General features: G+C 69.8%; 13 protein-coding genes, 1 tRNA gene and 3 pseudogenes. 9 read left to right on the top strand and 8 right to left on the bottom strand.

All coding sequences use genetic code 11. The annotated features are described in order from the left end of the window. Positions 1–3: 3 nt before the first annotated feature. Genes ORI94_RS03130 through ORI94_RS03120 form a run of 3 tightly spaced genes read left to right on the top strand, consistent with a single transcriptional unit; the run spans position 4 to position 3,457 of the window. On the top strand, positions 4–1,830 hold the full coding sequence (locus ORI94_RS03130; RefSeq protein ID WP_266072133.1) for a branched-chain amino acid ABC transporter permease: 1,827 nt from the start codon (positions 4–6) through the stop codon (positions 1,828–1,830). Positions 1,831–1,835: 5 nt separating this feature from the next. Continuing rightward, entirely contained in the window at positions 1,836–2,744 is a 909-nt protein-coding gene (locus ORI94_RS03125) for an ABC transporter ATP-binding protein (RefSeq protein ID WP_266072132.1), read from the top strand. After that, entirely contained in the window at positions 2,741–3,457 is a 717-nt protein-coding gene (locus tag ORI94_RS03120) for an ABC transporter ATP-binding protein (RefSeq protein WP_042166085.1), read from the top strand. The genes ORI94_RS03125 and ORI94_RS03120 overlap by 4 nt, the downstream gene beginning before the upstream one ends. 74 nt (positions 3,458–3,531) lie before the next feature. On the opposite strand, the gene ORI94_RS03115 is transcribed toward ORI94_RS03120, so the two are convergent. Beyond that, complete coding sequence (locus ORI94_RS03115; RefSeq protein WP_042166083.1) at positions 3,532–4,188, bottom strand: ANTAR domain-containing response regulator; 657 nt, start codon at positions 4,186–4,188, stop codon at positions 3,532–3,534. A gap of 103 nt (positions 4,189–4,291) precedes the next feature. Here ORI94_RS03115 and ORI94_RS03110 point away from each other — a divergent pair. Together ORI94_RS03110 and ORI94_RS03105 are read left to right on the top strand one after the other, a co-directional pair. Further along, positions 4,292–4,366: transfer RNA gene (locus ORI94_RS03110), tRNA-Leu, on the top strand. Between the two features lie 106 nt (positions 4,367–4,472). After that, positions 4,473–5,257, top strand: a pseudogene (locus tag ORI94_RS03105) (helix-turn-helix domain-containing protein). Positions 5,258–5,275: 18 nt separating this feature from the next. On the opposite strand, the gene pyk reads toward ORI94_RS03105, so the two are convergent. From pyk to ORI94_RS03085, 4 genes are all read right to left on the bottom strand, one after another. Then, positions 5,276–6,712: a pyruvate kinase gene (gene pyk, locus ORI94_RS03100; protein ID WP_266072131.1), complete on the bottom strand. Its 1,437-nt coding sequence runs from the start codon at positions 6,710–6,712 to the stop codon at positions 5,276–5,278. 183 nt (positions 6,713–6,895) lie between these two features. Next, entirely contained in the window at positions 6,896–9,493 is a 2,598-nt protein-coding gene (gene pepN / locus ORI94_RS03095; RefSeq protein ID WP_266072130.1) for an aminopeptidase N, read from the bottom strand. A gap of 249 nt (positions 9,494–9,742) precedes the next feature. Beyond that, positions 9,743–10,108 (bottom strand): chorismate mutase, encoded by a 366-nt coding sequence (locus ORI94_RS03090; RefSeq protein WP_266072129.1) that lies wholly within the window; start codon positions 10,106–10,108, stop codon positions 9,743–9,745. A 156-nt stretch (positions 10,109–10,264) separates the two neighbouring features. Continuing rightward, positions 10,265–10,987 carry a vWA domain-containing protein gene (locus ORI94_RS03085; protein WP_266072128.1) on the bottom strand — a complete coding sequence of 241 codons (723 nt, stop codon included), beginning with the start codon at positions 10,985–10,987 and terminating at the stop codon, positions 10,265–10,267. Between the two features lie 145 nt (positions 10,988–11,132). On the opposite strand from ORI94_RS03085, the gene ORI94_RS03080 reads away from it, so the two are divergent. Together ORI94_RS03080 and ORI94_RS03075 are read left to right on the top strand one after the other, a co-directional pair. Continuing rightward, positions 11,133–12,062: a rhomboid family intramembrane serine protease gene (locus ORI94_RS03080; protein ID WP_266072127.1), complete on the top strand. Its 930-nt coding sequence runs from the start codon at positions 11,133–11,135 to the stop codon at positions 12,060–12,062. Continuing rightward, positions 12,059–12,958 (top strand): chitosanase, encoded by a 900-nt coding sequence (locus ORI94_RS03075; RefSeq protein ID WP_266072126.1) that lies wholly within the window; start codon positions 12,059–12,061, stop codon positions 12,956–12,958. Before ORI94_RS03080 ends, ORI94_RS03075 begins: the two co-directional genes overlap by 4 nt. Positions 12,959–13,166: 208 nt before the next feature. On the opposite strand, the gene ORI94_RS03070 is transcribed toward ORI94_RS03075, so the two are convergent. The 3 genes from ORI94_RS03070 to ORI94_RS03060 all read right to left on the bottom strand — a co-directional run bounded on the left by ORI94_RS03070 (position 13,167) and on the right by ORI94_RS03060 (position 20,436). Next, on the bottom strand, positions 13,167–14,630 hold the full coding sequence (locus ORI94_RS03070) for a glutamate synthase subunit beta (RefSeq protein ID WP_266072125.1): 1,464 nt from the start codon (positions 14,628–14,630) through the stop codon (positions 13,167–13,169). Beyond that, positions 14,623–19,227, bottom strand: a complete 4,605-nt coding sequence (gltB, locus tag ORI94_RS03065; protein ID WP_266072537.1) for a glutamate synthase large subunit — start codon at positions 19,225–19,227, stop codon at positions 14,623–14,625. The genes ORI94_RS03070 and gltB overlap by 8 nt, the downstream gene beginning before the upstream one ends. A 477-nt stretch (positions 19,228–19,704) precedes the next feature. Further along, positions 19,705–20,436, bottom strand: coding sequence for a VIT1/CCC1 transporter family protein (locus ORI94_RS03060; RefSeq protein WP_266072124.1), 732 nt, complete (start codon positions 20,434–20,436; stop codon positions 19,705–19,707). A gap of 312 nt (positions 20,437–20,748) precedes the next feature. On the opposite strand from ORI94_RS03060, the pseudogene ORI94_RS03055 reads away from it, so the two are divergent. Both ORI94_RS03055 and ORI94_RS03050 read left to right on the top strand, forming a co-directional pair. Further along, positions 20,749–21,203 (top strand): annotated as a pseudogene (locus tag ORI94_RS03055) (ADP-ribosylglycohydrolase family protein); the annotation flags it as partial. Then, positions 21,149–21,935 (top strand): annotated as a pseudogene (locus ORI94_RS03050) (aldolase/citrate lyase family protein). The pseudogenes ORI94_RS03055 and ORI94_RS03050, both read left to right, overlap by 55 nt. Positions 21,936–22,016 lie beyond the last annotated feature (81 nt).

Genomic DNA, 22,016 nt, shown 5'->3' with positions numbered 1-22,016 from the left:
CCGATGACCACACACACCACCACCCCCAAGACCCCCGACACCCCCACCACCCACACTCCCACAGGCCTCATCGGCATACCCCCACACACCGGCCGCGCCCTCGCCACCGGCGGCGCCGCCCTCACCACCCTCTCCACCTTCCTCGCCTGGACCTGGACCAGCGAATTCCCCGGCGACCTCACCTACTACGGCTACCCCGGCGGCCTCCAGGTCCTCGTCCTCGTCGGCGGCCTCCTCACCACCCTCCTCGGCCTCGCCTCCTACGGCACCAAAGGCCTCCAGTGGCTCACCCCCGCAGGAGCCGACAGCGCCCTCAAACTCGCCGCCACCGGCACCTTCGCCACCACCTGGTACACCGTCACCGCCATCAGCATCAACCTCGGCGGAATCGTCAACCTCGAACCCGGCGGCTGGATCGCAGCCCTCACCACCCTCACCACCCTCCTCGGCGCCCACGCCCTCCCCTTCGAACGACCCGCACCCGACCCCCACGACCCCGACGACAGCGGATGGGAAAAATTCCGCCACACCACCCGGCACAACATCACCGTCCTGCGCGCATCCATCGCCACCGGCCGCACCCGGCCCGCACGCGAACTGCCCGCCTACGCCGAAATCCTCATCATCGTCGCCGCCCTCGCCCTCGCCCTGATCGTCTTCACCTACGGCATCGGCACCGAATACGACGAACTCTTCATCGGCTTCCTCATCACCGCCGGCTTCGGCTTCGCCGCCCTCACCAAAGCCGGGCTCATCAACCGCATCTCCGCCATCACCGCCGAACACCGCAACGTCACCCTCCTCGGCGCCTTCGCCGCAGCCGCCGCCTTCCCCTTCACCCAGTCCGACGACCAGTACGCCACCATCGGCGTCTACATCCTCATCTTCGCCACCGTCGCACTCGGCCTCAACATCGTCGTCGGCCTCGCCGGCCTCCTCGACCTCGGATACGTCGCCTTCCTCGGCGTCGGCGCCTACACCGCCGCCATGGTCTCCGGAAGCCCCTCCAGCCCCTTCGACATCCACCTCCCCTTCTGGCTCAGCGCCCTCCTCGGCGCAGCCGTCGCCATGGTCTTCGGCGTCCTCATCGGAGCCCCCACCCTCCGCCTCCGCGGCGACTACCTCGCCATCGTCACCCTCGGCTTCGGCGAAATCTTCCGCATCGCCGTCCTCAACACCGACGGCACCTCCGGACCCGACATCACCAACGGCTCCAACGGCATCTCCTCCATCCCCAACCTCAACATCCTCGGCTTCGACTTCGGCCAGGAACACAGCATCGCCGGCTTCACCATCGGCCGCTTCGCCAACTACTTCCTGCTCATGCTCCTCATCACGCTGATCGTCGTCATCGTCTTCCGACGCAGCAGCGACTCCCGCATCGGCCGAGCCTGGGTAGCCATCCGCGAAGACGAAACCGCCGCCCTCGCCATGGGCATCAACGGCTTCCGCGTCAAACTCATCGCCTTCGCCCTCGGCGCCACACTCGCCGGCCTCGCCGGCACCGTCCAAGCCCACGTCACCTACACCGTCACCCCCGAGCAATACCAGTTCGCCCACGTCGTCCCACCCAACAGCGCCTTCCTCCTCGCCGCCGTCGTCCTCGGCGGCATGGGCACCATCAGCGGACCCCTCGTCGGCGCCGCACTCCTCTACCTCATCCCCGCCAAACTCCAGTTCCTCGGCGACTACCAACTCCTCGCCTTCGGACTCGCACTCGTCCTCCTCATGCGCTTCCGCCCCGAAGGACTCATCCCCAACCGGCGCCGACAGCTCGAATTCCACGAAGAGGCCGAACCACCCACAGTCCTCAGCAAGGCAGGGGCCTGACCACCATGACTACCGACACCACCACCACGAACACCCCCACCGGCACCACCCCCGGCGAAACCGTCCTCGACGCCCGCGGCGTCACCATGCGATTCGGCGGCCTCACCGCCGTCCGCGACGTCGACCTCACCGTCAACAGCGGCGAAATCGTCGGCCTCATCGGACCCAACGGCGCCGGAAAAACCACCTTCTTCAACTGCCTCACCGGCCTCTACATCCCCACCGAAGGCGAAGTCCGCTACAAAGGCGACATCCTCCCCCCCAAATCCTTCAAAGTCACCGCCGCCGGCATCGCCCGCACCTTCCAGAACATCCGCCTCTTCAACAACATGACCGTCCTGGAAAACGTCCTCGTCGGCCGCCACACCCGCACCAAAGAAGGCCTCTGGTCCGCCCTCCTCCGTGGCCCCCGCTTCCACAAAGCCGAAACAAAATCACGCGAACGCGCCATGGAACTCCTCGACTTCGTCGGCCTCGCCGACAAAGCCGACCACCTCTCCCGCAACCTCCCCTACGGCGAACAACGCAAACTCGAAATCGCCCGCGCCCTCGCCAGCGAACCCGGCCTCCTGCTCCTCGACGAACCCACCGCCGGCATGAACCCCCAGGAAACCCGCGCCGCCGAAGAACTCATCTTCGCCATCCGCGACATGGGCATCGCCATCCTCGTCATCGAGCACGACATGCGCTTCATCTTCAACCTCTGCGACCGCGTCGCCGTCCTCGTCCAAGGACAAAAACTCGTCGAAGGCGACGCCACCACCGTCCAGGCCGACGAACGCGTCATCGCCGCCTACCTCGGAGAACCCCTCGACAACGACCCCGGCACCGAAGAAGCAGCCGAAGTCGGAGCCGCCGAAGCCGCAGCCGAAACCACCACGGACGCAGCACCCGGCAAGGAGAACGACCGATGACCGCACTCCTCGAAGTCGAAGACCTCAAAGTCGCCTACGGCAAAATCGAAGCCGTCAAAGGCATATCCTTCAAGGTCGAAGCCGGCGAAGTCGTCACCCTCATCGGAACCAACGGGGCAGGCAAAACCACCACCCTCCGCACCCTCTCCGGCCTCCTCAAGCCCACCGGCGGCCACATCAAATTCAACGGAAAATCCCTCAAAAAAATCCCCGCCCACGAAATCGTCTCCCACGGCCTCGCCCACTCCCCCGAAGGCCGACACATCTTCCCCCGCATGACCATCGAGGACAACCTCCGCCTCGGCGCCTTCCTCCGCACCGACAAAACCGGAATCGAAAAAGACATCCAACGCGCCTACGACCTCTTCCCCATCCTCGGAGAACGCCGCAAACAGGCCGCCGGAACCCTCTCCGGCGGAGAACAACAAATGCTCGCCATGGGCAGAGCCCTCATGTCCCAGCCCAAACTCCTCATGCTCGACGAACCCTCCATGGGCCTCTCACCGATCATGATGCAGAAAATCATGGCCACCATCACCGAACTCAAAGCCCAGGGCACCACCATCCTCCTCGTCGAACAGAACGCCCAAGCCGCACTCTCCCTCGCCGACCACGGCCACGTCATGGAAGTCGGCACCATCGTCCTCTCCGGAACCGGACAAGACCTCCTCCACGACGAATCCGTCCGCAACGCCTACCTCGGCGTCGACTGACCCACCCCACCCGACACAACACCGAGGCCCGCGCCCCCCACCAGGGACACGGGCCTCAACAACACCACCGACACCTACCCCTTCGACGCCTTCTTCTCCGCCGCGTCGTCAATAACCGCCTGCGCCACCTGCTGCATCGACATCCGCCGATCCATCGACGTCTTCTGAATCCACCGGAACGCCGCCGGCTCCGACAACCCGTACACCGTCTGCAACACCGACTTCGCCCGATCCACCAACTTCCGCGTCTCCAACCGCAGACTCAGATCCGCGACCTCACGCTCCAACTCCCGCAACTCCGTGAACCGCGACACCGCCATCTCGATCGCCGGCACCACATCACTCTTCGAGAACGGCTTCACCAGATACGCCATCGCCCCCGCATCCCGCGCCCGCTCCACCAGATCACGCTGCGAGAACGCCGTCAGCATCAACACCGGCGCGATACTCTCCTCAGCGATCTTCTCCGCCGCCGAGATACCATCCAGCTTCGGCATCTTCACATCGAGAATCACCAGATCAGGACGGTGCTCACGGGCCAGCTCCACCGCCCGCTCACCATCACCGGCCTCACCGACGACGGTGTACCCCTCCTCCTCCAGCATCTCCTTGAGATCGAGCCGGATCAGCGCCTCGTCCTCGGCGATGACGACGCGCGTCGTCATCGGAGGCACGTGCGACTTGTCGTCGTCGGACGCGTCTACTGGCTGGGGCGACTCGGGGACGCTCACGTGGGGCTCCTTGGTGCGGGGCAGGCCGGTACTGCTGACAAGAGCGTACCTAGCTGCGGTAAGGTGGGGGCACGGCGGGTGACCGCCAGCCTTCGTTTCCCAGGCCCCCGTAGCCCAATTGGCAGCAGGCAATGGATTCAAAACCCATACAGTGTCGGTTCGAGTCCGACCGGGGGCACTTTTCCTTCGATTCCCAGGATCACACGGGAAAACAGATGTCCACGTTCTCGTGAACCTGGGCCATCTCCTGCGTGTCGCCGTAGACGGCACTCGACAGTGGTTCCATGTACGTCCATGACACACAGGTGCGACAGAAGGCCCTGACACTCCTGCGCGGCGGCGCAAAGAATACCGAAGTGGCCCGGGACCTCAGCGTCCCGGTAGGGACGATCAGCTACTGGAAGCATCTGGATCGCGCCAAGCGCGGCGAGTGCCCAGGAGCCCACCAGTCGGTCTGCCCGCGCTGTGAGGGCGATTTGGACGAGGTGGCCTACGTCTACCTGCTGGGGCTCTATCTCGGCGACGGTCATATCGTCCAGAACCGTTCCATGCGGACGCCAAGCCTCTCCGTCGTGTGCGCCGAATCGTGGCCCGGGCTCATGGAGACCTGCGAGAGCGCCATGCGGTCCGTCTTCCCCAACAACTCGGTCTGCCGAGTGCGCCGTAAGGGCTGCCGTGAGATCAAGCTCTACTCGAAGCACATCCAGTGCCTCTTCCCTCAGCACGGGCCCGGCAAAAGCACCAGCGGCTGATTGCCCTCAAGCCTTGGCAACAGGAACTTGTCGGCAACCACCCCTGGGAGTTCGTTCGGGGGCTCATCCACTCCGACGGGTGCCGGATGACGAACTGGGCCACGCGCATGGTGCGTGGTGAGCGGAAGCGCTACGAGTATCCCCGGTACTTCTTCTCCAACAAGTCCGACGACATCCGGGCCCTCTACACCGACACCCTGGATCGCCTCGGCGTCGAGTGGACGCAGTGCACGCGTGACGGTGTGCCGTTCAACATCTCGGTCGCCAAGAAGGCGTCCGTCGCGCTGATGGATCTCCACGTGGGCCCCAAGTACTGAACCGGGGCCCCGGTCGGGTCACTTGGGGCTGTCGTCCTCGCCGATGCGGTGGACGCGGACGAGGTTGGTCGTGCCGGAGACGCCGGGTGGGGAGCCTGCGGTGATGACGACGATGTCGCCCTTCTTGCAGCGGCCGTAGGCCAGGAGGAGTTCGTCGACCTGGTCGACCATGGCGTCGGTGGATTCGGCGTGGGGGCCGAGGAACGTCTCCACGCCCCAGGTGAGGCTGAGCCGGGAGCGGGTGGCGGGGTCGGGGGTGAAGGCGAGGAGGGGGATGGGCGAGCGGTAGCGGGAGAGGCGGCGGGCGGTGTCGCCCGACTGGGTGAAGGCGACGAGGTGGGTGGCGTCGAGGAAGTCGCCCATTTCGGCGGCGGCCCGGGCGACGGCGCCGCCCTGGGTGCGGGGTTTGTTGGTTTCGGTGAGGGGTGGGAGGCCCTTGGTGAGGAGGTCTTCTTCGGCTGCTTCGACGATGCGGGCCATGGTGAGGACGGTGCTGAGGGCGTGTTTGCCGACGCTGGTTTCGCCGGAGAGCATGACGGCGTCGGTGCCGTCGAGGACGGCGTTGGCGACGTCGGAGGCTTCGGCGCGGGTGGGGCGGGCGTTGTCGATCATCGAGTCGAGCATTTGGGTGGCGACGATGACCGGTTTGGCGTTGCGTTTGGCGAGTTTGATGGCGCGCTTTTGAACGATGGGGACTTGTTCGAGTGGCATTTCGACGCCGAGGTCTCCGCGGGCGACCATGATGCCGTCGAAGGCGGCGACGATGTCGTCGAGGTTCTGGACGGCTTGGGGTTTTTCGATTTTGGCGATGACGGGGAGGCGGCGGCCTTCTTCTTCCATGATGCGGTGGACGTCTTTGATGTCGTGTCCGCTGCGTACGAAGGAGAGGGCGATGGTGTCGAAGCCGGTGCGCAGGGCCCAGCGGAGGTCGTCCTCGTCTTTTTTGGAGAGGGCGGGGACGGAGACGGCGACGCCGGGGAGGTTGAGGCCTTTGTGGTCGGAGACCATGCCGCCTTCGATGACGGTGGTGTGGACGCGGGGGCCGTCGACGGCGTCGACCCGGAGGGTGACTCTGCCGTCGTCGACGAGGATGCGTTCGCCGGTGGTGACGTCGTCGGCGAGGCCTGCGTGGGTGGTGCCGCAGGTGTGGCGGTCGCCTTGGGTGCCGTCTTCGACGGTGATGGTGAAGGTGTCACCGCGTTCGAGGAGTACGGGTCCTTCGGTGAAGTGGCCGAGTCTGATTTTGGGGCCTTGGAGGTCGGCGAGGAGGCCGACGCTGCGGCCGGTTTCGTCGGCTGCTTTTCGGACCCGGTGGTAGCGCTCCTCGTGTTCGGCGTGGGTGCCGTGGCTGAGGTTGAACCGGGCTACGTCCATTCCGGCGTCGACCAGGTCTTTGATCTGGTCGTACGTGTGGGTGGCGGGCCCTAGTGTGCAGACGATTTTTGCTCGGCGCATGGTGTGAGCCTAGGGCTTACCGGTGGGTAGCGATCAGGTCGCATGTAACCGTTCGGCGGACTGGTCATGAATGGTTATGGGCAGGTGTTGAATTGCGCGACCGGGTGCTCCGGTGAGCACACCGGTTCGCGGGCCGGGTGCCGCGTGGTGCGGCACCCCCGGTTGTGCGGTGCGCCTGCCGGTCTATGCCTGTGTCTGCTGTATGCGCAGTGCGCGGGCCAGGTCGTCGAGCTGGTCGACGAGTTTGCGGCGGAGGGCGGGGGTGGGGCCGGCCTTGCGGAGGCATTTCTGGCCGAGGCGGAGGGTTTCGGGGTCGGCGGCGTGGGCGGGGAAGGCCCAGTGGCCGGCGGCTTCGGCGATGGCGGGGCCGCGGCGGGCGGCGAGGGCGACGGCGTCCTTGTAGTAGCGGGCGACGTAGGGGCGGGTGAGGTCGGCCTGTTCGGGTTGCCAGAAGCCCTGGGCGGTGGCGGTGAAGAGGTAGGTGGACAGGTCGTCGGTGTGGAACATGGCGTCCCAGGCGCGGTTTTTGGCGTCTTCGTGGGGCAGGGCGGCGCGGCAGCGGGCGGCGCCTTCCTGGCCGGCGGCGCTGGGGTCGTTGGCGAGTTCTGCGGTGATGGCGGCTTCGTCGGTGGCGTCGAGGACGGCGAGCCGGGTGAGGATGCGCCAGCGCAGTTCGGGGTCGAGTTCGGGGCCGCCGGGGACGGTGCCCTCGGTGAGCCAGGCGGCGATGGTGTGGGGATGGACGGCGGTGTCGATGCGGTGGCGTACGGCGATGAGGCGCAGGCTGGGGTTGTCGCCGTCCTCGGTGCGGCGGATGAGGTCGCGGCACAGGTCGGTGAGGGTGGCGAGGGCGGCGGGCCGCCCGCCGGGGGTGACGTAGCGGCCGGTGATGTGGGTGGTGGCGAAGGTGAGGACGCCCTGGACGAGGGCGAGGTCGGTTTCGTGGGGGAGGTGGGTGCGGGCGATGTCGAGGTAGTCGGTGGGGGGGAGTTCGCCGTCGCGGACGGCGTCGCGGAGGGCGTTCCAGACGACGGCGCGGGTGAGGGGGTCGGGGAGTCCGGAGAGGCGGGTGCGGAGGGTGTGGGTGGATTCGTGGTCGAAGCGGATTTTGGCGTAGGTGAGGTCGCCGTCGTTGAGGACGAGGAGGGCGGGGCGGGGGCCGGCGGCGCCGAGGGCGATGGTGTCGGTGGTGGGGAGGTCGATGTCGAGGTGTTTGCGGGGGGTGAGGCCGCGTGGGTCGTGGAGGTCGTGGTCGTAGAGGCCGAGGGTGATGCGGTGGGGGCGGGTGCTGGTGTCCGGTGTGGGGGTGGTGGGGTGTGTGCGGCTGTCGTGGTCCTTGGTGGGGGCGGGTTCGGAGGGGTGGGGAGGGCTGGGTTCGTGTTGGACGGTGAGGTGCCACTGGCCGTGTTCGGTGTGGAGTTCGGGGGTGAGGGTGTCGACTCCGGTGGTGGTGAGCCAGGCGTTGGCCCATGCGTGGACGTCGCGGTCGGTGGCGGTGGCGAGGGAGTCGATGAAGTCGGTGAGGGTGGCGTTGGCGAACTTGTGGCGGTCGATGTGGGTGTTGATGCCGGTGAGGAAGGCGTCCTGGCCGAGCCAGGTGACGAGCTGGCGCAGGGCGGAGGCGCCCTTGGCGTAGGAGATGCCGTCGAAGTTGAGGAGGGCGGAGGCGGTGTCCTGGACGTCTTCGGGGGCGACGGGGTGGGTGGAGGGGCGTTGGTCGGCGTCGTAGCCCCAGGGTTTGCGGGTGACTCCGAAGTCGGTCCAGGTGTCGGTGTGGCGGGTGGCTTCGGCGGTGATCTGGTAGCCCATGTATTCGGCGAAGGACTCGTTGAGCCAGATGTCGTCCCACCAGGTGAGGGTGACGAGGTCGCCGAACCACATGTGGGCCATTTCGTGGGCGATGACCATGGCTCGGGTCTGTCGTTGGGTGTCGGTGACGGCGGACCGGAAGACGAATTCGTCGCGGAAGGTGACGAGGCCGGGGTTTTCCATGGCGCCGGCGTTGAATTCGGGGACGAATGCCTGGTCGTAGGAGTCGAAGGGGTAGGGTTCGGCGAATTTCTCGTGGTAGCGGTCGAAGCAGGCGCGGGTGATGTCGAGGAGTTCGTCGGTGTCGGCGTCGAGGTGGGGGGCGAGGGAGCGGCGGCAGTGGAGGCCGAAGGGGAGGCCGCGGTGTTCGGTGCGTACGGAGTGCCAGGGTCCGGCGGCGACGGCGACGAGGTAGGTGGAGATGAGGGGGGTGGTTGCTGCTTTCCAGCGGCCGTTGCCGAGGTGTTCGGTGATGCCGTTGGCGAGGACGGTCCAGGTGGGGGGGGCGGTGACGGTGAGGTCGAAGACGGCCTTGAGGTCGGGTTGGTCGAAGGCCGGGAAGACGCGTTGGACGTCGTCGAGGAAGAGCTGGGTGTAGGTGTAGGTCTCGCCGTCGGCGGGGTCGGTGAAGCGGTGCATGCCTTCGCCGGTGCGGGAGTAGTGCATGGCGGCGTCGACGTGGAGTTCGTGTGGGCCGGGGGTGAGGTCCTTGAGCGGCAGTCGGTTGCCGTCGAGGGTCGCGGGGTCGAGGGGGTGTCCGTCGAGGGTGACGGAGCGCAGCTCGGCGGGCTTGACTTCGACGAAGCTGTCCGTGGTGTCCTGGTCTGCGAGGACGGTGAAGTGGATCACGGTGTGGGAGTCGAAGGTGTCGTCACCGGTGGTGAGATCGAGTTCGATCGCGTAGCGGTGGACGTGGAGGAGCTGTGCTCGGTTCTGCGCTTCGTCGCGCGTCAGTACGGACATGCGGGCCATGCTGCCTGATGGCGGTGGTGTGGCACAGAGGCGGATCGGTACACGGCTTATGTCCGGGCCTGGGCCGGGGTCCCGGATGTGCGCCCGCGTGCGGGGGCTTTGGGGTGTGCGGGGCCTGCGGAGCGTGCGGCGTGTGAGTGCCGTCACGGGGGGCCTGCCGGGTGGCGTGGGGGCGCACGCGGAGGGGTGTGGTGGGGGTCGGCCCGGCAGGTCGTGGTGGTGGTGTCGCGTCGCGGTGTGGGGGCGGGGTCAGCCGGTGGTGGGTGCCGGGGCGCCGGTGGGGGTGGTCTTGGTGGTGTCGTCGGCGATGCGTTCGTGGTGGCGGATCACTTCGGCGATGATGAAGTTGAGGAACTTCTCGGCGAAGGCCGGGTCGAGTTTCGCGTTCTCGGCGAGGGCGCGCAGCCGGGTGATCTGGCGGGTTTCGCGGGCCGGGTCGGCGGGGGGCAGCCGGTGTTGGGCTTTGAGGCGGCCGACTTGCTGGGTGCATTTGAAGCGTTCGGCGAGCATGTGGACGACGGCGGCGTCGATGTTGTCGATGCTGTCGCGCAGCGCGGCGAGTTCCTCGCGGACCGCGGGGTCGACGTCGCTGGTGCCGGTGTTGCTGGTGGTCATGGGGAGCCAGCCTACGGGGCTGTGGTGGGGTGCCGGGTGTTCGCGGTCGGCGGTCGTTGTGCCGCGTGCCCGGGGTGCGGGCCGAGCCCGCGGCCGCTGTGCTGCTGGAGGACACCGCTGTGCCGCATGTCCGGGGTGCGGGCTGCGGCCGCCGCGCTACGGCTGCACGATCCCGCGCGTCCGCGCGGCTGCCAGCCAGGTGGGGAACTCGTCCAGCAGCCGGTCGTACAGTTCGGTGTCGGGCATCCTGCGGGGGTCGGTGCCCGCATGGAAGAAGCCGGCGTTGTCGACGATCCGCTGGTCCGGCACGGCCAGGTCGTCCAGTGTGCGCAGGTGGTCGAACTGGCGGCTGTCGGGGTCGCCGAAGCCGATGAACTGCCAGAACAGCGGTAGTTTCGCCGCCTTGCACAGGTAGCGCTGTGCGGCGAGGCGGTTGACGGGGGCGCCGTCGGTCTGGAAGACGACGAGGGCCGGCTCGGTCGTTCCGCTGTCGAGGTAGTGGTCGATGACGGCGTCCATGGCCAGGTGGTAGCTGGTCTTTCCCATGTGGCCGAGTCCGGCCGCGATGCGTTCGACCCGTCCCTCGTGGTCGGCGAGGGTGATGTGGGTGACGGCGTCGATGTCCGTGGAGAAGAACACCACCGGGACGATGCCGTCGTCGTCGAGGTGGGCGGACAGGCCCAGCACCCGGTCGGCGAGTGCCTGGACGCTGCCGTCCCTGTAGTACGGCCTCATCGATCCTGAGTGGTCGAGTACGAGGTAGACCGCGGCGCGCAGGCCGTCCAGTCCGTGTCCGGACACGGCGTGTCCCGCGGTCTTGTACAGGCTGACCAGCTTGGGCGCGGTTTCCTCGATCCTGGTCGGGCTGATCGCGGCCATGCGCGTTTCCTCTCGGTCGCCGGAATCTGGCGCCGAGGGTACGGCACCTCGACCCCGCCTCCGCGACGCTCCCCCACTGTTCGCTATTTTGTTCGCCGCCGTCCCCACCGGCTCGTCCGTCCCGTTCTTCGCTAGGAGCCGGCTCGTGGATTCCGAGTCCACCGTGACCACCTGTTACCGCCACCCGAAGGTGGAGTGCCGTGTCCGCTGTGTGCGCTGCGACCGGTACATCTGCCCGGACTGCATGCGTGAGGCGGCGGTCGGCCACCAGTGTCCGGACTGTGTGAAGGAGGGCGTGCGGTCGGTGCGGCAGGCCCGTACCGTGGCCGGCGGCCGTGTCTCGGCGGTGCCGGTGGTGACGTACGTGCTGATCGCCGTCTGTGGGGTGGTGTACCTGGCGGAGCTGGCGCTGCCGGAGGTGGTGGACCGGTTCGCGATGCTGGGGGCGGGGCTGGTCGGGCCGGACGGCGGTCACTATCTGTGGGTCGAGGGGCCGCTGTTCGAGGGTTTCCGTCCGGAGGGCGTGGTGGCCGGGGAGTGGTACCGGTTGCTGACCGGTGCCTTCCTGCATCTGCCGCCCGCCGAGGGCACGTTCGGGATCCTGCACATCATCATGAACATGGTGGCGTTGTGGAACCTGGGCCGGGTTGTCGAGCCGATGCTGGGCCGGGTGCACTGTCTCGTGCTGTATCTGCTGTCGGCGCTGGGCGGTTCGGTGCTGGTGCTGCTGCTGGCGCCGCAGGATTCCGTGGTGGGCGCGTCCGGGGCGGTCTTCGGGCTGGGTGCGGGGTACTACGTGCTGGCCCGTCGGATCGGCGCCGACATGGGGGTGGTCAACCGGTTCATGGGCGGGCTGTTGCTGTGGCTGGTGATCTCCGCGGTGGCCACGTCCTGGGAGGGGCATCTCGGAGGGCTGCTGACGGGCGGTGCGGTGGCGGTGGCCTTCGCGTACGCGCCCAGGGGCAGGCGCCGTATGGTGCTGCAGGCGGGAGCGTGTCTGGTGCTGCTCGGGCTGCTCGTGGTCCTGACGGTGGTCAAGGTGGCGGAACTGAAGGGTGGAGGTGTTTCCCGGTGAAGCGTTCGGCTCTGCTGATCGCGGCTGTGCCCGTGGTGGCGACGGCCGTGTACCTGTCGGTGCCCGGGGGGTCCGACGGCGCGGCCGTGGGCGGGGGCCCGGCCGTGTCCGCCTCACCGCACGCGGGAGAGCTGGCGAAGGAGCGCGCGGAGTCGGCCGAGGACGACAGGCTGGTGGCGAGCCGGCCGCCGGGGCTGGCCGACCCGGCGAAGAAGGAGCTCGCCCAGCAGATCCTGGCGAGCGCCGAGTACTCGACGCTGCGCTGGCGGGAGACCTACGGCGTCATCGAGGACGCCGGTGACGGGGACGGCTACACGGCCGGCATCGTCGGTTTCTGCACCGGCACCCACGACCTGCTCGCCCTGGTCGAGGGCTATACCGAGGACCACCCGGGCAACGGTCTGGCGGGGTATCTGCCGGCGCTGCGCGAGGTGGACGGCACGGATTCGCACGAGGGTCTGGATCCGGGCTTCACGGACGCCTGGCGGGCCGAGGCGGAGGTGCCGGCGTTCCGGGCGGCCCAGGAGGCCGAGCGCGACCGGGTCTACTTCGAGCCGGCGGTGCGGATGGCGAAGCTCGACGGCCTCGGTACGCTCGGTCAGTTCGTGTACTACGACGCGATGGTCACGCACGGCCCCGACACCTCTCCCGCGGGCTTCTACGGCATCCGGGAGCAGGCTGTGCGCGAGGCGAGGACGCCGGGCGGGGGCGGCGGTGAGAAAGCGTACCTGGAGGCGTTCCTGGAGGTGCGCCGCGCCGCGGTGCTGGCGCGGGACGCGGGCGCGGACACGTCCCGGATCGACACCGCCCAGCGCCGGTTCCTGCGGGAGGGGAACCTGGAGCTGTCCGCGCCGCTGACGTGGCAGGTGTACGGGGAGACCTTCCGGATTCCCTGAGACCTTCCGGGTTCCCCGACCGTGCGGGGAGCGCGCGGGGGCATGCGGCAGCGCCTGCCCGGTTCGTCCGGTCGGGGACTGGCGGGCAGGCGCCACCTGTTGTTCCGTACGCCTTTGTACGGGACCTCTGTGGGGGACCGTCAGGTCCCGTCGTGCGCGGTCCGGGCCGGTGCGGTCCGGACCGCGTGGTGGGGTGCGGGCAGGCCGGTCACACCATCAGGGAGCGGTCGGTCGGGCGGATCGGGGCGTGCAGTTCGCTCGTCCCGGTGAGGTGGCGGTCGCAGCCGCGGGCGGCGGAGCGGCCCTCGGCGATCGCCCAGACGATGAGCGACTGGCCGCGTCCGGCGTCACCGGCGACGAAGACGCCCGGCACGCTGGTCTGGAAGTCGGCGTCGCGGGCGATGTTGCCCCGCGCGTCGAGTTCCAGGCCGAACTGCTCGACCAGGCCGTTGTCCCGGTCGGTGCCGGTGAAGCCCATGGCGAGGGTGACCAGCTGGGCCGGGATCCTGCGCTCGGTGCCGGGCTTCTGGGTGAGCTTGCCGTCGACGAACTCGACCTCGGTCAGGTGCAGCCACTGCACGTTGCCGTCCTCGTCGCCCTCGAAGTGGGTGGTGGAGACGGAGTAGACCCGCTCGCCGCCCTCCTCGTGCGCGGAGGTGACCTTGTAGAGCATGGGGAAGGTCGGCCACGGCTGGGAGAGGGCGTCGCGCTCCTCGTTCGGGCGGGGCATGATCTCGAGCTGGGTGACGGAGGCGGCGCCCTGACGGTGGGCGGTGCCCACGCAGTCGGCGCCGGTGTCGCCGCCGCCGATGACGACGACGTGCTTGCCCTCGGCGGTGATCGGCGGGGCGACGTAGTCGCCCTCCTGGACCTTGTTGGCCAGCGGCAGGTACTCCATGGCCTGGTGGATGCCGGCCAGTTCGCGGCCCGGCACCGGCAGGTCGCGCGCGGTCGTCGCGCCGACGGCGAGGACGACGGCGTCGTACCGCTTGCGCAGCGCGGTGGCCGGCATGTCCCGGCCGATCTCGACACCGGTGCGGAACTTGGTGCCCTCCGCGCGCATCTGCTCGATACGGCGGTTGATGTGCCGCTTCTCCATCTTGAACTCGGGGATGCCGTAGCGCAGGAGGCCGCCGATGCGGTCCGCCCGCTCGTACACGGCGACCGTGTGGCCGGCCCGGGTCAGCTGCTGGGCGGCGGCGAGGCCGGCCGGTCCCGAGCCGACGACGGCGACGGTCTTGCCGGAGAGGCGTTCGGGGATCTGCGGGGCGACGTCGCCGGTCTCCCACGCCTTGTCGATGATGGAGACCTCGACGTTCTTGATGGTGACCGGCGGCTGGTTGATGCCGAGCACGCACGCCGACTCGCACGGAGCGGGGCACAGGCGGCCGGTGAACTCCGGGAAGTTGTTGGTGGCGTGCAGGCGTTCGCTCGCCGCCGACCAGTCCTCGCGGTAGGCGTAGTCGTTCCACTCGGGGATGAGGTTTCCGAGCGGGCAGCCGTTGTGGCAGAACGGGATGCCGCAGTCCATGCAGCGGCTGGCCTGCTTGCTGATGATCGGCAGCAGGGAGCCGGGGACGTAGACCTCGTTCCAGTCCTTGACGCGTTCGGTGACCGGGCGGGAGGTGGCGACCTCGCGACCGTGGTTCAAGAAGCCCTTCGGATCAGCCATTGGTCGCCGCCTCCATCATCTTCCGGTGGGTGTCGGACTCGGAGAGTCCGGCTCGCTCGGCGGCGTCCTTGGCGGCGAGCACTGCCTGGTACGTACTGGGGATGATCTTGCTGAAGCGGGCGGCGCCCCCGTCGGGGCCGTCCCACTCGGCCAGCAGCTTGGCGGCGACGGTGGAGCCCGTCTCCTCCTGGTGCCGGCGCACCACGTCGTGCAGCCAGGCGCGGTCGGTGTCGTCGAGCTCGTGGACGGCGTCCAGGTGTCCGGGGTTGACGTTGTCCCGGTCGAGGTCGATGACGTAGGCGGTGCCGCCGGACATGCCGGCCGCGAAGTTGCGTCCGGTCTCGCCGAGGACGACCGCCTGGCCGCCGGTCATGTACTCGCAGCCGTGGTCGCCGACGCCCTCGGAGACGACGAGCGCGCCGGAGTTGCGGACGCAGAAGCGTTCGCCGACCTTGCCGCGCAGGAACATCTCGCCGCCGGTGGCGCCGTAGGCGAGGGTGTTGCCGGCGATGGTGGAGTACTCGGCGAGGTGGTCGGCGCCCCGGTCGGGGCGGACGACGATCCGGCCGCCGGACAGGCCCTTGCCGACGTAGTCGTTGGCGTCGCCCTCCAGGCGCAGCGTGATGCCGCGCGGGACGAAGGCGCCGAAGGACTGGCCGGCGGATCCGGTGAAGGTGATGTCGATGGTGTCGTCGGGCAGGCCGGCGCCGCCGAACTTCTTCGTCACCTCGTGGCCGAGCATCGTGCCGACGGTGCGGTTGATGTTGCGGATGGGGACCTGGGCGCGTACGGGCTGGGCCTCGCTCGCGCCGTCGGCGGCGAGGGCGTCGGCGGCGAGTTTGATCAGCTCGTTGTCGAGGGCCTTCGCCAGGCCGTGGTCCTGGGTGACGGTCCGGTGGCGGACGGCGCCTTCGGGCAGGTCGGGCACGTGGAAGAGGGGGGCCAGGTCGAGGCCCTGTGCCTTCCAGTGGTTCACCGCGCGGGTGACGTCGAGGACCTCGGCGTGGCCGACGGCCTCCTCGATGGAGCGGAAGCCGAGTTCGGCGAGGAGTTCGCGGACCTCTTCGGCGACGAAGCGGAAGAAGTTGACGACGTACTCGGCCTTGCCGGCGAACCGGTCGCGCAGGACCGGGTTCTGCGTGGCGATGCCGACCGGGCAGGTGTCCAGGTGGCAGACGCGCATCATGACGCAGCCGGAGACGACCAGCGGGGCGGTCGCGAAGCCGAACTCCTCGGCGCCCAGGAGGGCGGCGATGACGACGTCGCGTCCGGTCTTGAGCTGGCCGTCGGTCTGGACGACGATCCGGTCGCGCAGGCCGTTCAGGAGCAGGGTCTGCTGGGTTTCGGCGAGGCCGAGCTCCCAGGGGCCGCCGGCGTGCTTGAGGGAGGTCAGCGGGGAGGCGCCGGTGCCTCCGTCGTGGCCGGAGATGAGCACGACGTCGGCGTGGGCCTTGGAGACGCCCGCGGCGACGGTGCCGACGCCGACCTCGGAGACCAGCTTGACGTGAATGCGCGCCTGGGGGTTGGCGTTCTTCAGGTCGTGGATGAGCTGGGCGAGGTCCTCGATGGAGTAGATGTCGTGGTGCGGCGGCGGGGAGATGAGGCCGACGCCGGGCGTGGAGTGGCGGGTCCTGGCGACCCACGGGTAGACCTTGTGGCCGGGCAGCTGACCGCCCTCGCCGGGTTTGGCGCCCTGGGCCATCTTGATCTGGATGTCGTCCGCGTTGACCAGGTACTCGGAGGTCACGCCGAAGCGGCCGGAGGCGACCTGCTTGATGGAGGAGCGGCGGGCCGGGTCGTACAGGCGCTCCGGGTCCTCGCCGCCCTCACCGGTGTTCGACTTGCCGCCGAGCTGGTTCATGGCGATGGCGAGGGTCTCGTGCGCCTCCTGGGAGATGGAGCCGTACGACATGGCGCCGGTGGAGAAGCGCTTGACGATCGCGGAGACCGGTTCGACCTCGTCGAGGGGGATCGGCCCCCGGCCGGAGGTGAAGCCGAAGAGGCCGCGGAGCGTCATCAGCCGCTCGGACTGCTCGTTGACGCGGTCGGTGTACTGCTTGAAGACGTCGTAGCGGCCGGAGCGCGTGGAGTGCTGGAGGCGGAAGACCGTCTCGGGGTCGAACAGGTGCGGTTCGCCCTCGCGGCGCCACTGGTACTCGCCGCCTATGTCGAGCGCGCGGTGCGCGGAGGCGATGCCGGTGGCGGGGTACGCCTTGGCGTGGCGGGCGGCGACCTCCTTCGCGACGACGTCGAGGCCGACGCCGCCGATCTTGGTGGCGGTGCCGTGGAAGTACTTCTCGACGAATTCCGCGTCGAGGCCGACGGCCTCGAAGACCTGGGCGCCGCGGTAGGAGGCGACGGTGGAGATGCCCATCTTGGACATGACCTTCAGGACGCCCTTGCCGAGGGCGTGGATGAGGTTGCGGATGGCCTTCTCGGACTCGATGCCGGGCAGGAAGGTGCCGGCCCGGACGAGGTCCTCGACGGACTCCATCGCCAGGTAGGGGTTGACGGCGGCGGCGCCGAAGCCGATGAGGAGGGCCACGTGGTGGACCTCGCGGACGTCTCCGGCCTCCACGAGGAGGCCCACCTGGGTGCGCTGCTTGGTGCGGATGAGGTGGTGGTGGACGGCCGCGGTGAGCAGCAGCGACGGGATGGGCGCGTGCTCGGCGTCGGAGTGCCGGTCGGACAGGACGATCAGGCGGGCGCCGTTGCCGATGGCGGCGTCGGCCTCGGCGCAGATCTCGTCGATGCGGGCGGCGAGGCTGTAGCCGCCGCCGGAGACGCGGTAGAGGCCGGAGAGGGTGGCGGCCTTGAAGCCGGGCAGGTCGCCGTCGGCGTTGACGTGGATGAGCTTGGCGAGCTCGTCGTTGTCGATGACGGGGAAGGGCAGGACGACGGTGCGGCAGGCCGCGGCGCTCGGTTCGAGCAGGTTGCCCTGGGGGCCGAGCGGGCTGCGCAGGGAGGTGACCAGTTCTTCGCGGATCGCGTCCAGCGGCGGGTTGGTGACCTGGGCGAACAGCTGGGTGAAGTAGTCGAAGAGGAGCCGGGGGCGGTCCGACAGGGCGGCGATGGGCGAGTCGGTGCCCATGGAGCCGATGGGCTCGGCGCCGGCCTTGGCCATCGGGGCGAGCAGGACGCGCAGTTCCTCCTCGGTGTAGCCGAAGGTCTGCTGGCGGCGGGTGACCGAGGCGTGGGTGTGCACGATGTGCTCGCGCTCGGGCAGGTCGGACAGCTGGATCTCGCCGGCTTCGAGCCACTGGGTGTAGGGGTGCTCGGCGGCGAGCTGGGCCTTGATCTCGTCGTCCTCGATGATGCGGTGCTCGGCGGTGTCGACGAGGAACATGCGGCCGGGCTGCAGGCGGCCCTTGCGGACGACCTTCGCGGGGTCGATGTCGAGGACGCCGACCTCGGAGCCGAGGACGACGAGGCCGTCGTCGGTGACCCAGTAGCGTCCGGGGCGCAGGCCGTTGCGGTCGAGTACGGCGCCGACCTGGGTGCCGTCGGTGAAGGTGACGCAGGCGGGGCCGTCCCAGGGCTCCATCATCGTGGAGTGGTACTGGTAGAAGGCGCGGCGTGCGGGGTCCATGGAGCCGTGGTTCTCCCACGCCTCGGGGATCATCATGAGCACCGAGTGCGGCAGGGAGCGGCCGCCGAGGTGCAGCAGTTCGAGGACCTCGTCGAAGGACGCCGAGTCGGAGGCCTCGGGGGTGCAGACGGGGAAGATCCGCTCGAGGTCGGCGGAGGTGCCGAACCGGTCGGAGGCCAGCTGGGACTCGCGGGCGCGCATCCAGTTGCGGTTGCCCTTGACGGTGTTGATCTCACCGTTGTGGGCGACGAAGCGGTAGGGGTGTGCGAGGGGCCACGAGGGGAAGGTGTTCGTGGAGAACCGGGAGTGCACCAGTGCGAGCGCGGAGCCGAAGCGGCGGTCGGAGAGGTCCGGGAAGAAGGGCTCGAGCTGGCCGGTGGTGAGCATGCCCTTGTAGACGATGGTCCGCGCGGACAGCGAGGGGAAGTAGACGCCGGCCTCGCGCTCGGCGCGCTTGCGCAGCACGAAGGCCGTGCGGTCGAGGTCGATGCCCCGGGACGCGTGGTCCGTCACGAAGATCTGGCGGAAGACGGGCATCGTGGAGCGGGCGGTGGCGCCGAGCAGGTCGGGCGCGACGGGCACCTCGCGCCAGCCGAGGACGGTCAGGCCCTCGGCGGCGGCGATCTCCTCGATGCGGGCGACGGTCTCGTCGGTGGCGTCCGCGGGAAGGAAGGCGGTGCCCACGGCGTAGGCGCCGGCCTCGGGCAGTTCGAATCCGGCCACTTCGCGGAAGAAGGCGTCCGGGACCTGGGAGAGGATGCCCGCGCCGTCACCGGAGTCCGGCTCGGAGCCGGTGGCGCCGCGGTGTTCCAGGTTGCGCAGGACGGTGAGTGCCTGCTCGACCAGGGTGTGGGACGCCTCGCCGGTGAGAGTGGCGACGAAGCCGACGCCGCATGCGTCGTGCTCGTCGCGGGGGTCGTACAGGCCCTGCGGGGCAGGGCGAGCATCCATGAAGGACCAGTTCTGGCCCTGCGCGGAATGCTGGGACGGCTGGCGCGGCGTACGCATCGGCTCTCCCGTCGTCGTCATGTGGCATGTGCAAAGTGCCGAGGGACGACGTTGGCCCTCTGCGTGACTGCAAAATTTCGTGCAGGTTACACGATGGATCGGTTCCCGGTAAGCGGGACATCCCGTTCCACCATGTGGACACCATGCAGGTCGCGGCGGGGGTTCCGCGCCTGGCGGTGGAAGCTGGGGGGACCGGGGCGGGCAGATCGGTGCCCGCCGGTCCGAGGGCGGGGGCGGGCGTCTTCACCCACTCCCGCGGCTGCGCCGTGGGCCTCATTGCCCACAGTGCTTTCGGCTCATGCCCCGTCGTCACGCGGTCGAAACCAACGGGTAACAGCTACTTGTGCGGCCCCTCGCGCGGAAGCGGAGCCGGGGCGCCGGGGCTGCTCGTCCGTGCCGGGCGCGTACCGGGCGCCGTACCGGCACCCGGTCGGGGCAGCGGTACCGGGCCGTGCGAGCACGGTCGTCCGGGCCGGTTCATCCTACGGCCGTTCCGAGCAGTGTGCCCAGGGCGTACGTCACACCGGCCGCCGCGCCACCGAGGGCGAGCTGGCGCAGACCGCTGTACCACCAGGTCCGCGCGGTCACCTTGGCGACCACCGCGCCGCACAGGAAGAGCCCCAGCAGTGCCACCAGCACGGCGGGCCACAGAGCGCTCGCGCCGAGCAGGTACGGCAGGACGGGGAGCAGCGCGCCGAGCGCGAAGGCGCCGAAACTGGAGGCCGCGGCCACGGTGGGCGAGGGCAGGTCGCCGGGGTCGATGCCCAGTTCCTCGCGGGCGTGGATCTCCAGGGCCTGCTCGGGGTCCCGCGACAGCTGCCGGGCCACCTCGGCGGCGAGCTCCGGCTCGACGCCCCGGGCCTCGTAGAGGGCGGCGAGTTCGGCCTCCTCGTCCTCGGGGTGCTTGCGCAGCTCGCGTCGCTCGACGGCCAGCTCGGCCTCGACGAGTTCGCGCTGGGAGGCGACGGAGGTGTACTCGCCCGCGGCCATGGAGAAGGCGCCGGCCGCCAGGCCCGCGAGACCGGCGATGACGATGGTCTGCTGTCCGACCGAGCCGCCGGCCACGCCGGTCATCAGCGCGAGGTTGGAGACCAGGCCGTCCATCGCGCCGAACACGGCGGGGCGCAGCCAGCCGCCGCTGACGTCGCGGTGTGTGTGGTTGTCGCGGTGCGCCTCGTGCAGCGTCGCCCCGGTCTCGATGATCGCCATGCCGTCCCCAGGAAGTGCGCGAAAGTGTCTGCGAAGCCGCCGACGACCACGGCTGAGCAGACCCGGTTTTAGACAGTTTCCACTTCTCGACTTGACCCAATCTACGTCTCCGGATCCCTTGCCGCCAGCTAGGAAAGGCTGGTCTAACCTGCGGTTTCGTCCATCTCACCGCTCGCGTGCGGGAGGATCCGCGCAGAGGTCGACCGGGTGACACCGAGGACTGTGGGGCTGTGCCGGACATCACACCGGGGACGGTTCCGCAAAGGGCTTCGCGCCTCCCGGGGCGCCCCTGGGAGGAGAGCCGCGTACGGCATCGACCGCCCGCCTCCCCCCGGCCCCGTGCCCGGGGGCTGTCTCGGGCACGGCGAACGGGCACGCGGCGCACTGCTCGGCCTGGCCGTCGGCGACGCGCTGGGGCCCCGGCCGAGCACATGAAGCCGTCCGAGACCCGCGCCCGGTGGGGCCGCATCACCGGGTACGCGGCGGAGCGCCCCGCGGGCACGGACGACACCGGGTACGCGATCCTCTCCGGCTTGCTGCCGGCCCGGCACGGATCGGCCCTCACCCCGGCACAGGGCGGGGCGGCCTGGCACGAGTGGGTCGCGGACCGCGCGGAGGGACGGTTCCGCGGGACCGGCTTCAGCGAGCGCGACACCCTGGAGAACCTCCGCCGGGGGCCGGCCGCCCCGGCCTCCGCCCAGCACCACCACGCCTGGAGCGACGGGCCGGCGATGCGGGCGGCACCGCACGGCGTCTTCGCGGCCGGCCTGCGCGTCCTGGACCTCGCCACCCTCTCTTCGCCGGCCCTCTCGCCGCGCCCCTGCGCGGCGACTCCGGCGCGGCGACTCCGGCGCGGAGGTCGTCAAGGCCGGGCACCCGGGGAAGCCGGACCCCTCCCGCGGGCACGGACCGTCGAGCCGGGGGCCTGGCCGGCCTGCGGCTGCCCAAGGTGTCCTCGCCCGCCGACGTCGTCCGGGTCGCACGGCGGACCGCGTCCGCCCACGGCGGCGGGCTCGCCCTGTACGCGCTGCCGGAGACGGCCCTCGGTATCGAGCGTGCGCGCGACGCGGCCACCGCCCACCCGTCCCCGCGCGGCATCTCGATCGGCGAGGAGGACCTGCGGACCGACCTGGGCGTGCGTGAGGACGCGGGCCCCGACTGGTCCCGCTCCCGCGTGGTCGTCGCCGCGCGGGCGGCGGGTCCGGCCCCGCCCGCCCGGTCCGTCCCTCCCGACATCCGCGACCCGGACGGTCTCCCGCGCCTCCTGCGCCCGTGGCCGTGCCCTGGGCTTTCTGGGCCGCGCCGCCGTTCACCCGCGTCAGCTGCCGGTCATCGAGCGCGTCTGCCTGCCCACGGAGGAGGAGATCGAGCGGGCGGAGACGGTCGGCGAGGCGGCGGCCGGCGAGAAGGGCGCCCGGGCGCTGTCCGACGGCCGCTCCATCGACGCGGCGGTGGTGGCGGCCGCCCAGCGGGTCCTCTCCCCGGCCCGCCGCGTCTGAGGCTCCCGCACACACGCCGTGGGGGGCCCCGCGGGCCCCGGCGGCCCCCCCCCGGGGGCCCGGGGCCCGGGGCCCCCGGGG

Origin of the sequence: Streptomyces sp. NEAU-W12 (assembly GCF_026242095.1) — a bacterium.
In the GTDB taxonomy this organism is placed as follows: domain Bacteria; phylum Actinomycetota; class Actinomycetes; order Streptomycetales; family Streptomycetaceae; genus Streptomyces.
Note: the sequence above shows the minus strand (reverse complement) of the source record. Positions and strands in the feature narration are given on the sequence as shown.

Coding starts and splice junctions, on each gene's coding strand:
- ORI94_RS03130 (WP_266072133.1), top strand. CDS start 4: ATGACCACACACACCACCACCCCCAAGACCCCCGACACCCCCACCACC.
- ORI94_RS03090 (WP_266072129.1), bottom strand. CDS start 10,108: ATGACCACCAGCAACACCGGCACCAGCGACGTCGACCCCGCGGTCCGC.
- ORI94_RS03085 (WP_266072128.1), bottom strand. CDS start 10,987: ATGGCCGCGATCAGCCCGACCAGGATCGAGGAAACCGCGCCCAAGCTG.
- ORI94_RS03120 (WP_042166085.1), top strand. CDS start 2,741: ATGACCGCACTCCTCGAAGTCGAAGACCTCAAAGTCGCCTACGGCAAA.
- ORI94_RS03060 (WP_266072124.1), bottom strand. CDS start 20,436: ATGGCGATCATCGAGACCGGGGCGACGCTGCACGAGGCGCACCGCGAC.
- pepN (WP_266072130.1), bottom strand. CDS start 9,493: ATGGCCCGCATGTCCGTACTGACGCGCGACGAAGCGCAGAACCGAGCA.
- ORI94_RS03070 (WP_266072125.1), bottom strand. CDS start 14,630: ATGGCTGATCCGAAGGGCTTCTTGAACCACGGTCGCGAGGTCGCCACC.
- pyk (WP_266072131.1), bottom strand. CDS start 6,712: ATGCGCCGAGCAAAAATCGTCTGCACACTAGGGCCCGCCACCCACACG.
- gltB (WP_266072537.1), bottom strand. CDS start 19,227: ATGCGTACGCCGCGCCAGCCGTCCCAGCATTCCGCGCAGGGCCAGAAC.
- ORI94_RS03125 (WP_266072132.1), top strand. CDS start 1,836: ATGACTACCGACACCACCACCACGAACACCCCCACCGGCACCACCCCC.